A 14,773-nucleotide genomic window follows, 5' to 3' on the forward strand; every position below is an offset into this window, starting at 1 on the left:
TGGGCACCACCGCTGGAACCCAGTTTGGAGAAACATATGCCTAGACTTGCACCAACAGTGTTGGCCCTGGCCTGTCTCGTGTACTCAGCGCAAGCGATGGCCGACGAGACGAGCACTACGCTGAAAAAGATCACCGAAACCGGTGTCATCTCGTTGGGCTATCGGGAGGCCGAGCCCCCGTTCTCCTACAAAATACCCGATGGTAAAATCATCGGTTTTTCGATGGACCTATGCCACCAGGTGGTGGAGGCGGTCAGGCAGCACCTGAAGCTCGACAATCTGACCGTCGACTACGTTGCGGCCACCTCCGCCACACGCTTCGTGCTGGTCAAGAGCGGCAAAATTGACATTGAATGCGCGGCGACAACCAACAATGCCGAACGGCGCAAGGTCGTTGGCTTCTCCTATCCGCATTTCACCACCGCCACGCAGTACATGACGCGGCGCGCGGACGGCATCGCCAAGATTGAGGATCTCGCCGGCCGTTCGGTCGCAGCCGCCTCCGGAACCGTCAATATTGAACAGTTGAACACACTCAACCGCGAGAAGCAGCTCAACATCGGCGTGTTGCCGACCAAGACCAATTCTGAAGCCTTCGATCTCGTGGCAAGCGCTCGTGCGTCAGCTTTCGTCTGGGATGGCATCCTGCTTGCCGCCATGATCGCACAGGCGCCCGATCCATCGACGTTTGAGCTGTCGGAGGAGACGCTAAGCCCACCCGAACCCTACGGCCTCCTGGTCCGCCACGGTGACGAGGAGTTCCGAATGGTGGTCAATGCGGCGCTGGAGCGGATATTCACCAGTCCAGAGATCGACACTATCTACAAGACGTGGTTCATGTCGCCGATCCCGCCGGACGGCATGAATCTCAGGCTGCCCATGTCCCCAACCCTGAAAGCAGCCTTTACCGCTCCAACGGCCTACCTGGATTAGAGGGGACGAACAGATGACAAGAAAATTTCAACGTAAGACGCCAATACTGAAATTGCTTCTTGGTGCCGTTACTGTCCTTTCAGTCCTGGCACCGGCTTCGACAGGCCATGCCGAAGCGCCGGTCTCTACGCTCAAGAAGATTGCGGAGACAGGCATCGTCCGCATCGGCTACAGCGCGGAAGATTTCCCTTTCTCCTACCGCCAGCCCGACGGCACCGTTACAGGGTACTCGACCGAACTTTGCCTTGATGTCATTGACAACATCAAAAACAGGCTGAAGCTTGCGGCGGTGAAGGTAGAATATGTTGAGCGGACACCGCGCAACCGCGTCACCAAGCTGCGCAATGGCGATCTCGACATCGAATGCGTGGCCAGCACCAACAATGCCGAGCGGCGCAAGAGTGTCGGCTTCTCCTATCCGCACTTCGTCACCGGCACCCAGTTCGTGTCACTGAAGAAAAAAAACTTAAAGACCATCGCCGATCTCGGCGGCCACACGGTCGCCGCGACGTCAGGCACAACCAATATCGGCCAGCTCAACACGATCAATCGCGAACGCGCCCTGAGCATCGCCGTCATGCCGGTCGAGACCCACAAAGATGCCTTCCGGCTGGTGACCGAGGGGCGGGCAGCAGCCTTTGTGATGGACGGTATCCTTCTCGCAGCCATGGTGGCAAAATCGGAGAATCCGGAGATTTATGCTCTTTCGAAGGAAGCGCTCGGCTTTCCGGAGCCCTACGGGCTTATGGTCAGACTGGAAGACACCGATTTCAAGGATGCCGTGAACGCCGCCCTTGTAGACATATACGCGAGCGACAGGATCGAAACGCTCTACGAGAAATGGTTCAACACTGTCGTTCCACCGGAGGGCATCAACATGCGCCTGCCAATGTCAGACGAACTGCGCGCAGCCTTCGCAAAGCCGACCGATCCCGTCGAGTGATTGAGAAACTGTGGGGCCCCACTTGTCCAACGATGGGCTGCATTACACTGGTGGAGAAAATGCCACCCATGCTCAGGCGGCAGTCTTCGCGTTTTCGTCAGCGATGATCGATTGACGAGATGCCGCCAGCGATACATGGCGAAGTCGCAGGGGATGATGTCCTTGCGATCCGCTTTCGACGGAATGACGGCTTGGATTTGAGTTTCGCGGGGGCAACGCCCCGCAGACGATTTTTATCGATCCCCTTGTCGGCCAGCAGCGTCGACTGCGGACCGACGGTATTATTTGCAATTGGTTGGCAAAGCGTCTGGCCATTCCTGTGAGCCATTGCAGGACGGGGAAGTTGATTTTGAAAATAGGCAATGTCGTCCTTGAAGGCGTGTCAACGGGGTTATGACGGAACCTTTACTTTTCAGTTGGAGGTAATTTTTGCTAAAAGAACGCGAGACGTAAAACGCGCGGCACGGGGCAACAATGAGTATAACATTCTGGGTTGCTGCCATAGGATTTGGCGTTCGCATTCATGCGGACGGACTCTTCCTTGACAGGCTGCGAAGCGGTGACTCGGAAGCGCTGCGCATGCTCGTTGAACGCCATCATAGGGCGCTGGTTGGTTTGGCGCAAACCATCGTGAAAAATCGAGCGACTGCCGAAGATGTCGCGCAGGAAACCTGGGTCGCCGTCATTGCCAACATTCGAAAGTTCGAGGGAAAGTCAGCCTTCTCGACATGGATCATTGCGATTTTGCTCAACAAGGCAAAAACCTATGCGAAGCGCGAAGGACGCTATACCGTTCTTCTTGAGGAGGAGCACGGGGCCGACGAGGAGGACGCTGTTTCGGCATCGCGATTTGACAATTCGGATCATTGGATTGAACCACCGTCCTCCTTCGATGGACTTAACCCTGAACGCATTTTTGCAGGACGTCAGCTCTGGAAACATGTGTCAGACGTTATAGACCTGCTTCCCCCAGCCCAAAAGGCAGTTGTCATCATGCGCGATGTTGAAGGCAGCGATGCAGCAGAAACCTGCAAGCTGCTTCAGCTCACTCCGGCAAACCAGCGCATCCTGCTTCATCGCGCGCGGGCGCGCATCCGCAACGAGATAGAGAACCTGCTTCGCGACAAGAGCAAAAGCCTGATCACGCAGGCGTGACCGCATGCTGGTGTAACGTATCGGAGGCCAAAGTGTCTTACGGACAGAACCTGACCGGGTTTGAACCAAGAGGCGAATGGCATTGTGGACCTGCAGAGAAGTCCCTGACGTTGCGAGTGACTACATCAGTCGGGAGGGTTCCAAGAGAACCAGGCTGATGGTTGCGATCCATCTGGCGCAATGCAGCAACTGCAGGACTTACGTAAACGGACTTAAAATTGCCAGAAGCATTGCGGCCGAGAGCCTGCGTGGCTCCGTCCCAACCGCACTGCTTCACAAACTTGGGCTCAACACTCCGGATCGTGGAGGTTCTTTCAAGGAGCCCAACGAATGAAACTTGATGCCTACAATCTCTCGACGAGCACGGTGAGCGCGCAAGCAGAAACGGCCTTCGAAGAGGCCGTCCACGGCCTTGCCGCACACCGTCCCAACACGGGCACGGCACTGCAGGCCGCGCTATCCGCGGATCCCAATCATATCGCAGCCCTTGCGCTGAAGGGTTTTGCCAATTTGATCCTTGCCCGTTCGGAACTGGCACCACACGCCGCTGAGGCTCTGGCTGCAGCGCGCCGGGCGATGGCTTGTCGAGATGGCGGGACTCGCGACGAGCAAGTGCTGGTCCACGCCCTTGATGCAGCTGTCGATGGCTCGTTCGCAACCGCGGCCCGGCGGCTTGACGAAGGCTTTGCGGAGCGGCCGGCAACATTCCTTCCGTTCAAGATATCGCATGCGCTGCGCTTCATGCTGGGTGACGCGAAGGAAATGTTGGCCATGAGCAGCCGCGTTATGGAGGACTGGAACGAGACCCTGCCGGCCGCAGGCTTTCTGCTTGGATGCCATGCCTTCGCGCTGGAGGAACATGGCTTTTACGATGCTGCCGAAGCTGCAGGCCAACATGCTGTTCAACTACAGCCGGATGATGCCTGGGGGCTGCACGCTGTATCGCATGTCTACGAGATGCGCGGTAAAACGGCGGATGGCATTGCATGGCTCGAGGATGGCCGCAAGTCGTGGTCTCGTTGCAACAATTTTTCCTTCCATATGGCCTGGCATCTGGCGCTTCTTCATCTTGAGAGAGGCGACCACGCGCATGTGCTCAAAATCTACGACGAGGAAGTTCGTCCGCAGCAGACAGACGATTTTCGCGATATGGCCAATGCCATCTCCCTCCTTTGGCGCCTCAACCAGACGGGCGTCGATGTTGGCTCGCGCTGGGGGGATATGGCCGAGATCGCGCTGCGCCGCCGGCACGACACGACGCTGGTGTTCGCGTCTCTGCATACGCTGGCCGCACTGGTCGCAATCGGTGAGCATTCCGCGGTTCGTGACGTCGTCAGCGGTCTGGAGCGCAAGGCTACAGGCAGCGGCGATCAGGCCAAGGTTGCAGCCGAAGTTGGCGTGCCGCTCGCCCGTATCATTGCCGGCCTCAGCACGGCAGCCGACCGGCGGGTACTTGACCGGATCGTCGTCGATCTGCCGACGATCGGCGGCAGCAACGCCCAACGTGATTTCTTTATGCTGGCAGTGGCAAAGGCTGCTGGAACCAATGGCGACAGTGCAGGACTTTCCCGCATTCGCGACGTCCGCCGCCGTCTGCGCGCCGAAGACCGGCTGCTCGGTACCATCGAAATGCGCGCGGTACTCTAGCCGAGTGCCTGCGCAACACATTCAAAACTCATCAGGGGAAAATGCCATGACCATGAGCGACACGCATGAAACGCATTTGCTGCCGCGGCTCTCGACAAAGCTGCTTTTCACCATCCTGATCGCCGGGTTTGCTGCGGATATTGCCTGGGAAATCTGGGCGAGAGGGATAACGCCGCTTCTTGTCGGCGGAGCGCTGGAACCCGCCGCGCTCGTCCAGAGCGTGTTCGGATTCCAGAACCGGTTTGCCGCAGAAATCATCCACGCCATCGTCGGTATCGTTTTCTATCCGATCGGCTACCTGTTCATCGCCAGACCGCTTCAACGCATGATCGTACCAAACCTTCCACTGTTCCTGACAGGTCTCGGTTTCGGGACAGGCCTGTGGATCTTCGCACTCTATGTCATGGCGCACCTGATTGCCGGCCTGCCCGCTTTCCTAGGGTTCATCCCGTTGACCTGGGCATCACTGGTGGGACACTGGCTCTTCGGCCTCGTCGTCGCCTATGTCGTCTGGTACCGCGAGCATTGAGCGTGCAGGCCAACCAAGGCGTTCAATGCAAGCCTCTCGTCCGCGATCGGAATTGCGGGCGGGATTGCTGTTCAATGGCCATCAACGGGCCCCGCCTCTTAGAAACCAAGTTCGGTGAGCCCGGCATCGAGCTGATCCGGTTGTATCTGATGACCGCCACCATGGATGCAAAGCGCCATTTCACCACGATTGCAGCCGGGCGCCACTGCGCAAGCAATGTCGCCAATCTGCTTTTTGACTTCCATCTCGCAACTCGCACGTTGCCGCACGATTGCCATGCTTTTAAAGGCATCGCCCTGATGGAACTCTTGCCCGATGGCACGACCGCTCAACGGGAACGTTCTATCCGCCGTTCCGTGAAAGTGCACGATCGGCGGCATGTCAGTCACGCAATCCTGTGGTCTCGGCAGCGGGTCCCAGAAGACGCCGGAGAAAGTCACGGCCCCTGCCGTGCGGCTGCCCTGCTGACAGAGCGTATACCAGGCCATGGACGCCCCTTGCGAAAAACCGCCAAGCAAGGTGTTTCTCGCGGTAAAGCCGAAACGTGCCTCCAGATCGTCGAGAACATGGCCGACAAAGCGTTTCTCGTCCCGGAAGTTGCCGGGCGCATTCGGGTGCGACCAGGTTCCATTCAGCCCATCGACGGCAGCGAAGGCCAGCCCATGCGCATGCGCGACTTCGACGAGGGCGCGATGGCGCATCTGCAACGCGGCGGAACTCTTGTAGCCGTGAAAAAAGACCAGAACGCCTTTGGCGGCAGTGGTTTGAGGCATCTCGATACTGTAGGAGCCATCTTCAACGGTGCAGGCGACAGTGTCGCCGCAATCGGCAGCCTGAACCGCGAACGGCGACAGAATAAATGCAGCGACAGCCGCAACACGTTTAAAACCCACCTGTTGGCCTCCAGCGTCAAACCTTCAAATTCAAGTACAGTCTTTGTTAATGCCCGGCAATTTTCCGGGGCTTCACGATTTCGCGAGAGGCGCATGCCGCATGTCTGATACCAACACGTCCACAGCAACGCGCGTTGCCGATACTGTTGCCGCAACGCTATACGCCTACGGCATTCGCCATGCCTTCGGCATGCCGGGCGGCGAGGTTGTCACATTGATCGATGGTTTGGAAAAGGCCGGCATCGCCTTTCACCTGGCACGCCATGAAACTGCAGCGGCCTCAATGGCCGCGGGCGCCAGCGTGACAACCGCAACGCCCGGCCTCCTTGTCACCACCGTCGGGCCGGGTCTTGCCAATGCCGTCAACGGTATCGCCGATGCCGCACAGGAACACGTCCCGCTGGTGGTGATATCCGGCATCGTCGATCGCGCCACCCGGGCGCGCTACACCCATCAAGTCATCGACCAGGCGCAAATGCTGCGGCCGCTGGTCAAGGCGAGCTTCGAGATCGAGCTGGAAAGTGCTGGCCCGACGGTCGCTCGGGCCTTGGCTATTGCCCTTACGGAACCGATGGGCCCCGTGCATCTCGACCTTTCACCGGCTGTCGCAGCCATGATGGACCCGGTACCGCGTATTCTACAGCCGACGCTCATCTTGACACCATCAGTGCGCGCCGCTGATCCCGCGATCCTCTCTCTTGCTCGCGATTTATCCCATGCCGAGCGTCCGCTGATCCTTGCAGGCTTCGAAGCGGCACGGGCGAACGCCGGAGACTATGTTTTGCGCCTGGCGGAGGCGATCGGAGCTCCTGTTCTGACGACCTACAAGGGCAAGGGGCTGATCCCTGAAAACCATCCGCTTGCGTTGGGCGGCGGCGGCCTGTCGCCGCGCGCCGATGCGGTGCTGCTCGATCTGATGCGCCGCGCCGATCTTATCCTGATGATCGGTTACGACCCGATCGAAATGCGCCTTGGCTGGCTTGATCCCGTCATCGATGCAAACCGGATGGTAGAGATCACGGCGGCGGCTCCCGATCATGCCATGCATCATGCCGCAACCCGCCTTATAGCAAACACAGCAGACGCTACGTCTGCACTGGCGGCCGCTGTCAGCTCTCGTCAATCCTGGCCGGATGGCGAACCGACGCGCGCAAAGACAAAGCTTCAAGCGCAGATTGCGACCCCCACGACCTGGGGACCGCATGCGATTATTGACATGATCCAGGAAGCTGCTGGAGCCGACGCCCTCGTCACGGTTGACAGCGGGGCACATCGCATCCTCCTGTCGCAGAAATGGGTGGCGGCCCGGCCACTGTCCTTGCTGCAATCGGCAGGCTTCTGCACCATGGCCGCGGCCTTGCCGCTGGCGATCGGCGCCAAGACCGCCGACCCGGCGCGACGTGTCTTTGCCGTCATGGGCGACGGCGGACTGGAAATGGGGATCGGTGAGCTTGCGACGCTACGCGACCTTGGCCGTCCCATCACCATCGTCGTGTTTCAGGATCGCAGCCTGGCGCTGATCGCCCTGAAACAGGCATCTGCGGGGTTGGCTGGGGCAGGCGTTGCACTCGGTGATACCGACTTTGCGACCATCGCCCGCGGCTTTGGCGGATATGGCGTCCGTGTCGGGACAGCTGACGACCTGCGCCAAGAGCTTTCGCAGGCATCCCAGCGAAACGTGTTTACGCTCATCTCATGCAGGTTTGATGCCGATGCTTACGAAAACGCATTCTGATCCCGCCCCCGCCCCCGCTCCGGTGCTGGCGCAACGCGCAAAGCGTCCGCGTGATCCGCGTCTTGATGTCTTTCGTGGCGTCGGCATGCTGATCATTCTCGTCGCTCATGTGCCGAGTGATCACTGGGCGCTGTGGATTCCGGCGCGCTTCGGGTTTTCAGATGCGACGGAGATGTTCGTCTTCCTGTCCGGCATGGCATCTGCCATTGCCTTTGGCCGCCTGTTTGATCGCGAAGGCACCCTGATGCTCACCGCCCGAGTTGTTCAGCGCATCTGGCAGATCTACTGGTCGCATATCTGTGTTTTCCTCGTCATAGCGACGCTGATGTCCCTCGCGGGCAACAAGCCGGACGGCACATCCTACATCCAAAGCCTAAATCTGGTGCGGTTCTTCGACGATCCCGCACCGCTGCTGATCGGGCTTTTGACGCTCACCTACGTTCCCAACTATTTCGATATCCTGCCGATGTATATGGTGATCCTCGCACTGATGCCGGTGATGCTTCTGGCCGAGCGTATCCATCGCCTTCTTCCCATGGTGCTGATGGCGCTCCTCTGGCTCACGGCACAGTTTTCGCTGGTGCATTTTCCCGCCGAGCCCTGGACGGAGCGGCCATGGTTCTTCAATCCGTTCGGCTGGCAGCTGATCTTCTTCCTTGGTTTTTTTCTGATGCGCGGCACGTTCGTCGCGCCTCCGCTCAATCGCTGGCTGATGACGCTGGCCTTTGTCATTGTCGTGACGACCATTCCCTTTGCCTGGTACATGATCCTCAACGCCTCGCCGTTTTTCCGCGAAGCGGCACACGCTCTTTTGCCGCTGACGGACAAGACCGCATTCGGTCTGCTGCGTCTTATTCATTTCCTCGCCCTTGCCTATATCGCTGTTCATGCGGTCGGGGTTGGTGGTCGCCGGCTGCTTCATCCCATTGTATATCCCGTGACGGGGGTCTTGATGAAGGTGGGCCAGCAATCGCTCGCGGTGTTCATCATCGGCATGGTGGTGGCGCAAATCATCGGTATCTGGCTCGATCATGCCGGTCGCACGCCGCTGCCCACCGCGATCGCAAACCTTGCCGGTTTCACTGTTCTGATCGCAACGGCCTATCTTGTCGGCTGGTTCAAGGCCGCGCCTTGGAAAACCTGATGTTCATACGGAAAGAGTGAGACAATGATGCAGGCGGACACGCAACGGCAAATGGGCAGCCTGGATGGGCTGCGCATCCTCGATCTTTCACGCATCCTTGCAGGTCCAACGGCAACGCAGCTCCTCGCTGATCTCGGGGCGGAGGTTATCAAGGTCGAGAAACGGGAATGCGGCGACGATACGCGCAGCTGGGGGCCACCCTTTGTAGCCGACGCGGATGGCACTGACAGCGATCTGAGTGCCTATTTTCTCTGTGCCAACCGCAACAAGAAGTCCATTGCCATCGACCTTGCAACGGAAGACGGCGTTGCACTCGTGCGCCGGCTTGTCGCCATTTCCGACGTCGTCGTCGAAAACTACAAACCAGGTGACCTTTCCCGGCGCGGCATCGGATATGAGGATCTTGTCCAGATCAAGCCCGACATTGTCTGGTGCTCCATCACCGGATTCGGCCAGACGGGGCCTTACTCGGACCGGACCGGCTATGATTTTCTCATTCAGGCGATGGGCGGCATCATGAGCATCACCGGGCAATCCGATGGGCAAGGTGGCGCGCCCGTCAAGGTCGGCGTCGGCATCGCGGACGTCATGTGCGGAATGTATGCGACCGTTGGAATTCTGGCGGCACTGCGCCACAGGGATCGCACCGGTCAGGGCCAGTATATTGATCTGGCACTGTATGACTGCCAGGTCGCATGGCTTATCAATTCCGCGACCAATCATCTTGTCTCGGGCCGTGTGCCGGGACGCATCGGCAATGCGCACCCCAATATCGCCCCTTACCAGACCTTTGCCGCATCTGACGAGCATCTGGCCGTGGCAGTCGGCAACGACCAGCAGTTCGCGCGTTTCGCGCAGGCGATCGGCAGGACGGAACTGGCGCAGGACGAGCGGTTTCGCAAAAACAGCGACAGGGTCGTGAACCTTGCAGCACTTCAAGCGATCATCGAAGGCGAGATCGCAAAGGACACGGCGCTCTCCTGGGAGCGCCGTCTGCTTGCTGCGGGCATTCCGGCTGGCAGGGTCGCCGGCGTCGATACGGTCTTGACCGATCCGCACACGCTGGCGCGAGGGATGGTCGTGTCGATGCAGGACGACGACGGTAATCCTCCCGTTCGAGTTCTCGGCAATCCCCTGAAAATGTCGGCGACCCCCGTTCAATACCGCAGTCGCCCGCCGCACCTGGACGAAGATCGCACAGCGGTGATGCAGATGCTGGAGCCTGAACCAAAACCATGACCGGCGATGCATCTATTGTTCGCAACTCCGATGCAGATCTTCTTCGGCAAATGCCTTACTGCGTCTTGACGACCGGCCAGTTTTCATCGGCTTTCCTGATATAGCCCGTCGTGTCCTGACGCCAGCTTTTCTGAACGCCCTTGTTATAGTTGAGATACAGTTTCCCGCCGGTAATCGTGAAAGCGGCTGGATCGATCGGGGCCTTGTAGCCGGAGGCCGTTCCATAGGCGCAGTAACCACCGTATTGAGGCGCATACGTCTCGGGATTGGCTTGGAAAGCGTCACGGTTGTCGGCAGATGCGAAGAGAAAAAGGGCATCTTTGTAGGTGACGGAGTATGTCTCCAACCCTTTGACCGGTTTTTCCTGTTTGAAATAGGCAACCGCGTCATAGCCGGAAATCGCGACACCGTCTGCTGCATTGATTTCGCCGGCGACCGCCTGCGTGGCCACAATCGTCATCATCAACACTCCAATCAGATATTGTACCATTTTCATCACATTTTCCTTCCTGATGTCCGTTCCTATCAACTCATGTGCAGTATGGACGCACCCTCCCCTGCCCGCTCACCCGCGGATCAATGCACGTTCGACCCGGTCGGCGCACGCCAGACAAACAACAGCAAGGACGGTAAAAACGATCGAAGAGAGGTCTTCAAAAACGGTACCGCGGAGAAAGGGCAAACCATACATCCAGAGCCCTGCGAGACAGGCGGTGACCGGTGCAGCAGGCAACCTTGGACGGGCGGTGGTCGCACATCCGGCCGCAAAATGCTTCCTGTCTGTTGGACGTTGCTGAGCGCGCTGCGTTACAGCGGGACGAAATAAAAAATCCTTCTGGATCGGTTTCTCTCTCTGCGTGTCGGCAAAGACGGGCAATAGGCGTCGATCTCCGCGCGCTCCGCGACCCCGTCGTCATCGTCCGATCACGCCCTGCGCACGAAAAATTGGGTTTCTTCCGCTTCGATTCCCGGCATAACAGCACGTGATCGGGGCAATCTGGGTTGGCCGCGATTGCTCGACCTGTGTGAAAGGACCAACAATGCCGGCCTATCGTCCGCCAAGAATTGCCGCTTCCGAAATCACCCCGAACGCTGTTTATCTGCAGCGCCGCGAATTTCTTGCTGCCGGGGCCTTCGGCGCGATGTCGCTTTTGTCCACGCACCGATCCGAAGCCGCAGCACTTTCCACCGTGTCCAGCGCCTACAAGGTCGATGAAACGCCGACCTCGCGGGAGGATGTCACGACCTACAACAACTACTATGAGTTTGGGCTCGACAAGGCGGATCCCGCGGCCCTGTCCGGTGATTTCAAACCGCTTCCATGGGCGATCAAGGTTGACGGCATGGTCGGCAAACCCGGCACATTCGATCTTGAGCAACTCCTGAAAGACTTTCCCATCGAGGACAGAACCTATCGTATGCGCTGTGTCGAGGGATGGTCCATGGTCATTCCCTGGAACGGATTTCCGCTCGCAGCTTTGCTGGACAAGGTTGAGCCGCTCGGCAGCGCCAAATACGTTGCCTTCGAGACCGTTGTTCGTCCGGAAGAAATGCCAGGACAGAAAAGCGTCTTCCAGTCCTTGCCATGGCCCTATGTGGAGGGGCTTCGCCTCGACGAAGCGCGGCATCCTCTGGCACTTCTGGCCGTGGGACTGTACGGCGAGACACTACCGAACCAGAACGGCGCACCGATCAGGCTGGTGGTGCCATGGAAGTATGGATTCAAGGGGATCAAGTCGATCGTCCGCATAACCTTGACCGACACGCAGCCCGTCAACACCTGGCAGGCCGCCAATGCGCGGGAATACGGATTCTATGCCAATGTGAACCCGGCGGTGGATCATCCCCGCTGGAGCCAGGCGACCGAGCGGCGCATTGGCGAGAGCGGGTTCTTCAATGCCGGCCGTCACCCCACCCTTCCCTTCAACGGCTATGCCGACGAAGTTGCAAGCCTTTATGCAGGCATGGATCTGCGGACCAACTTTTGATGAAGCCGACCTTGCGCAGCTCCTTGAAGCAATGGCAGCCGACATTGGTCTGGCTGACGTATGCCGTCGGACTTGCGCCTGCGGTTTGGTATTTTTACCTTGGCGCAACGGGCGGGCTTGGCGCGGATCCCGTCAAGACTTTCGAATTGTTTCTCGGGCTCTGGGGCTTGCGGTTTCTAATCCTGACTTTGGCGGTAAGCCCGGTTCGCGATCTGATGGGTTGGAATTTTATTGCCTATCGCCGGGCACTTGGGCTCCTGTGTTTCTATTATATCCTGCTTCACTTCACGGTCTATCTTGTGCTGGATCAAGCGCTCGATGTTACCGCCGTCCTGAATGATACGCTCAAGCGACCGTTCATCATGTTCGGCATGGCCGGTCTTGCGATGCTGATCCCGTTGGCGCTTACCTCGAATAGGTTCTCGATCAGACGGATGGGTGCGCACTGGATCAGATTGCATCGCCTGATCTACATCATCGCCGCCTGCGGCGTACTCCACTACGCCTTGTCGACGAAGGTGTTTTCGATGGAACAGTTGATTTACATCGGCTTGATCATAGCACTGATCCTCTACCGCAGCGGACGCCCCATCCTGCGCAACCGCAAACCCCGCCGTTACCTGACAACTTCGCCTTGAAGGGATTGGAACCAACGATCCGGCAGTTTCGCTATTCAGCAAACGGCGGCAGACGCCAGTTGAACCTTGACGAGCCAGCATGGTTCAAGGATGGTCGAGGTGAACAAGAGGCGAGGTTTTTATGACGGCGTTCACCATCCGCGTTCCAGACGACGTGGCACGCGTGGTCGGTAAATATGTCAAGACGACATCTCGGTCATGACGCAGAGCTGCCGACCGCTGGTCGCATTGGGCGCATCACCGGCACGCGCGAAGTTGTATTGTCCGACATTCCCTACATCATCCCTTATCGGGTTCACCACGATATCGCGATCATTACGGTGATGCACGCCTCTCAGAAATGGCCGAAAAGGGTGTAAAAGCTGTGTCTCTCCTGGGCAGGACTCCAGCAGCATCAAAGCTGCAATCGCCCGAACGGAACACCGCGAGACGATCTGGATTTCATTTCATTCAACAACGGCGATCGCATGCATAACCCGATGGGTAGTGAACGAGATGGCGAGACGGCGGTGCTTCGCCGCATTCACGATGCGAAGCACATGGGTCGCCTGCTTGACCCCAAGCGCGGCAGTCGGATCGTCCAGAATCAATACGCGCGCACCGAAATGAACCGCGGGGGCAAACGCAAGCGACTGCCGTTCGCCATATTTGCAGGACAGAAACGCTCTGACAAAGGTCTCGTGGTGATCCACACCTCAACAAGCAGGCCGATCGTAGAATTCATCTTCCAATCGCCTCACCGGTGCTCTTTAAAAAGAAGTGCATCTTTTCCGGATCGATGGAAACATCGATCGCGTCGTCCGGCCTGACCCGGGAGGACGCGTGGATCTGGGCGGTAAAGGGGCTTTGGCCAACCTTCCCGATAGCAAGCGTATGTGGACCAAGAGGCTCGATATCAGCCACGTGCACCTTGAGGTGCGGCAAGGCGGTATCGGCAATCATGGTATGTTCCGGCCGGATACCAAGAACGACGGCCTTTCCGATTGCGGTTGTGAGGCGTTCAGCGAGCCGAGCCGACACAGGGATCGCGACATCGCCTTCCGCACGGAAGCAAAGGTTGCCATCACTGCTGTCGAGCCGACCTTCAATGAAATTCATGCTAGGCGCACCGATGAATGCGGCAACGAAAAGATTCTTCGGCGATTCGTAAAGCGTGATCGGGTCAGCAGCCTGCTCGATCCGACCCTGGTTCATCACCACGACACGGTCGGCCATGGTCATTGCTTCGACTTGATCATGCGTGACGTAGACAATCGTGGTTTGCAGGCGCCGATGCAGCAGCTTGATCTCGGTGCGCATTTCGATGCGTAGTTTGGCATCGAGGTTGGACAGCGGTTCATCGAACAGAAAGACATCCGGCTGGCGAACGATGGCGCGGCCGATCGCGACACGCTGGCGCTGTCCGCCGGACAGGGCGCTCGGCTTGCGCTCGAGATAGGCATTGAGATTGAGAATGCGGGCGGCATTGGCCACGGCCTTGGCGATCTCGTCCTTGGACGTTCCGCGCACCTTCATGCCGTAGCCGATGTTCTCGGCAACGGTCATGTGCGGATAGAGGGCATAATTCTGGAAGACCATGGAGCAATTGCGAAGGCCGGGACGCAGACCGGTAACGTCACGGTCGCCGATGTGAACTGCCCCGGACGATGCCTGTTCGAGACCGGCGATCATGCGCAGCGTGGTTGTCTTGCCGCAACCCGAGGGGCCGACGAGAACCACAAATTCCTTGTCGGCGATCACGAGATCGAGCGGCGGAATGACCGCAACGCTTCCATAGGACTTGGTGACCTGTTCTAAGCGAACCTGGGACATGCTGTGCCTTTTTCATGAGAACGCCATAGCCCGGCTGTAAGCGGCAATGGTTCATTCTTGTGTCCGAGTTAAACCAGACCCGCCCCGATCGTGTCGGGGCGGGAATTGCTGTTGAGA

At 58.4% G+C, this 14,773-nt stretch carries 14 protein-coding genes and 2 pseudogenes; 11 read left to right on the plus strand and 5 right to left on the minus strand.

Annotated elements, in window-relative coordinates; genetic code table 11:
- Window positions 1-36 precede the first annotated feature (36 nt).
- The 5 genes from AX760_RS10805 (at window position 37) to AX760_RS10825 (ending at window position 5,207) form a co-directional block, all read left to right on the plus strand.
- Window positions 37-933 carry an amino acid ABC transporter substrate-binding protein gene (locus AX760_RS10805; RefSeq protein WP_071832888.1) on the plus strand — a complete coding sequence of 299 codons (897 nt, stop codon included), beginning with the start codon at window positions 37-39 and terminating at the stop codon, window positions 931-933.
- Window positions 934-946: 13 nt separating this feature from the next.
- Complete coding sequence (locus AX760_RS10810; protein WP_083531151.1) at window positions 947-1,876, plus strand: amino acid ABC transporter substrate-binding protein; 930 nt, start codon at window positions 947-949, stop codon at window positions 1,874-1,876.
- A gap of 579 nt (window positions 1,877-2,455) precedes the next feature.
- Window positions 2,456-3,031 (plus strand): RNA polymerase sigma factor, encoded by a 576-nt coding sequence (locus AX760_RS10815; protein WP_175552045.1) that lies wholly within the window; start codon window positions 2,456-2,458, stop codon window positions 3,029-3,031.
- A 330-nt stretch (window positions 3,032-3,361) separates the two neighbouring features.
- On the plus strand, window positions 3,362-4,678 hold the full coding sequence (locus AX760_RS10820; protein ID WP_071832890.1) for a tetratricopeptide repeat protein: 1,317 nt from the start codon (window positions 3,362-3,364) through the stop codon (window positions 4,676-4,678).
- A gap of 52 nt (window positions 4,679-4,730) precedes the next feature.
- A complete protein-coding gene (locus AX760_RS10825; RefSeq protein ID WP_425348841.1) occupies window positions 4,731-5,207 on the plus strand; it encodes a hypothetical protein in 477 nt (158 codons plus the stop codon).
- 98 nt (window positions 5,208-5,305) lie between these two features.
- On the opposite strand, the gene AX760_RS28055 is transcribed toward AX760_RS10825, so the two are convergent.
- Window positions 5,306-5,980: a CE1 family esterase gene (locus tag AX760_RS28055; RefSeq protein ID WP_087149221.1), complete on the minus strand. Its 675-nt coding sequence runs from the start codon at window positions 5,978-5,980 to the stop codon at window positions 5,306-5,308.
- Window positions 5,981-6,200: 220 nt separating this feature from the next.
- Here AX760_RS28055 and AX760_RS10835 point away from each other — a divergent pair, with 220 nt between their 5' ends.
- The 3 genes from AX760_RS10835 to AX760_RS10845 are packed head-to-tail and all read left to right on the plus strand — an operon-like array spanning window position 6,201 to window position 10,218.
- Window positions 6,201-7,835: a thiamine pyrophosphate-binding protein gene (locus tag AX760_RS10835; protein ID WP_071832893.1), complete on the plus strand. Its 1,635-nt coding sequence runs from the start codon at window positions 6,201-6,203 to the stop codon at window positions 7,833-7,835.
- The gene (locus AX760_RS10840; RefSeq protein ID WP_087149222.1) at window positions 7,813-8,979 is read left to right on the plus strand and encodes an OpgC family protein; all 1,167 of its coding nucleotides are present in this window, start codon (window positions 7,813-7,815) and stop codon (window positions 8,977-8,979) included. The genes AX760_RS10835 and AX760_RS10840 overlap by 23 nt, the downstream gene beginning before the upstream one ends.
- A gap of 24 nt (window positions 8,980-9,003) precedes the next feature.
- The gene (locus AX760_RS10845) at window positions 9,004-10,218 is read left to right on the plus strand and encodes a CaiB/BaiF CoA transferase family protein (protein WP_245294987.1); all 1,215 of its coding nucleotides are present in this window, start codon (window positions 9,004-9,006) and stop codon (window positions 10,216-10,218) included.
- 55 nt (window positions 10,219-10,273) lie between these two features.
- Here the strand turns inward: AX760_RS10845 and AX760_RS10850 are convergent, their stop codons facing one another.
- Window positions 10,274-10,714, minus strand: coding sequence for a YHS domain-containing (seleno)protein (locus tag AX760_RS10850; protein ID WP_071832895.1), 441 nt, complete (start codon window positions 10,712-10,714; stop codon window positions 10,274-10,276).
- A 69-nt stretch (window positions 10,715-10,783) separates the two neighbouring features.
- Window positions 10,784-11,095: a hypothetical protein gene (locus AX760_RS26715; protein WP_139275957.1), complete on the minus strand. Its 312-nt coding sequence runs from the start codon at window positions 11,093-11,095 to the stop codon at window positions 10,784-10,786.
- A gap of 163 nt (window positions 11,096-11,258) precedes the next feature.
- Here AX760_RS26715 and msrP point away from each other — a divergent pair, with 163 nt between their 5' ends.
- The 3 genes and pseudogenes from msrP to AX760_RS28180 form a co-directional block, all read left to right on the plus strand.
- On the plus strand, window positions 11,259-12,206 hold the full coding sequence (gene msrP, locus AX760_RS10855) for a protein-methionine-sulfoxide reductase catalytic subunit MsrP (RefSeq protein ID WP_071832896.1): 948 nt from the start codon (window positions 11,259-11,261) through the stop codon (window positions 12,204-12,206).
- Entirely contained in the window at window positions 12,206-12,844 is a 639-nt protein-coding gene (gene msrQ, locus AX760_RS10860; RefSeq protein WP_071832897.1) for a protein-methionine-sulfoxide reductase heme-binding subunit MsrQ, read from the plus strand. The genes msrP and msrQ overlap by 1 nt, the downstream gene beginning before the upstream one ends.
- A gap of 203 nt (window positions 12,845-13,047) precedes the next feature.
- Window positions 13,048-13,203, plus strand: a pseudogene (locus AX760_RS28180) (type II toxin-antitoxin system RelE/ParE family toxin); the annotation flags it as partial.
- 96 nt (window positions 13,204-13,299) lie between these two features.
- On the opposite strand, the pseudogene AX760_RS10870 reads toward AX760_RS28180, so the two are convergent.
- Both AX760_RS10870 and AX760_RS10875 read right to left on the minus strand, forming a co-directional pair.
- Window positions 13,300-13,488 (minus strand): annotated as a pseudogene (locus AX760_RS10870) (P-loop NTPase family protein); the annotation flags it as partial.
- A 76-nt stretch (window positions 13,489-13,564) separates the two neighbouring features.
- On the minus strand, window positions 13,565-14,656 hold the full coding sequence (locus AX760_RS10875; RefSeq protein ID WP_071832899.1) for an ABC transporter ATP-binding protein: 1,092 nt from the start codon (window positions 14,654-14,656) through the stop codon (window positions 13,565-13,567).
- Window positions 14,657-14,773 lie beyond the last annotated feature (117 nt).

The sequence above is a fragment of the Pararhizobium antarcticum genome, assembly GCF_001885585.1.
Taxonomy (GTDB): domain Bacteria; phylum Pseudomonadota; class Alphaproteobacteria; order Rhizobiales; family Rhizobiaceae; genus Pararhizobium; species Pararhizobium antarcticum.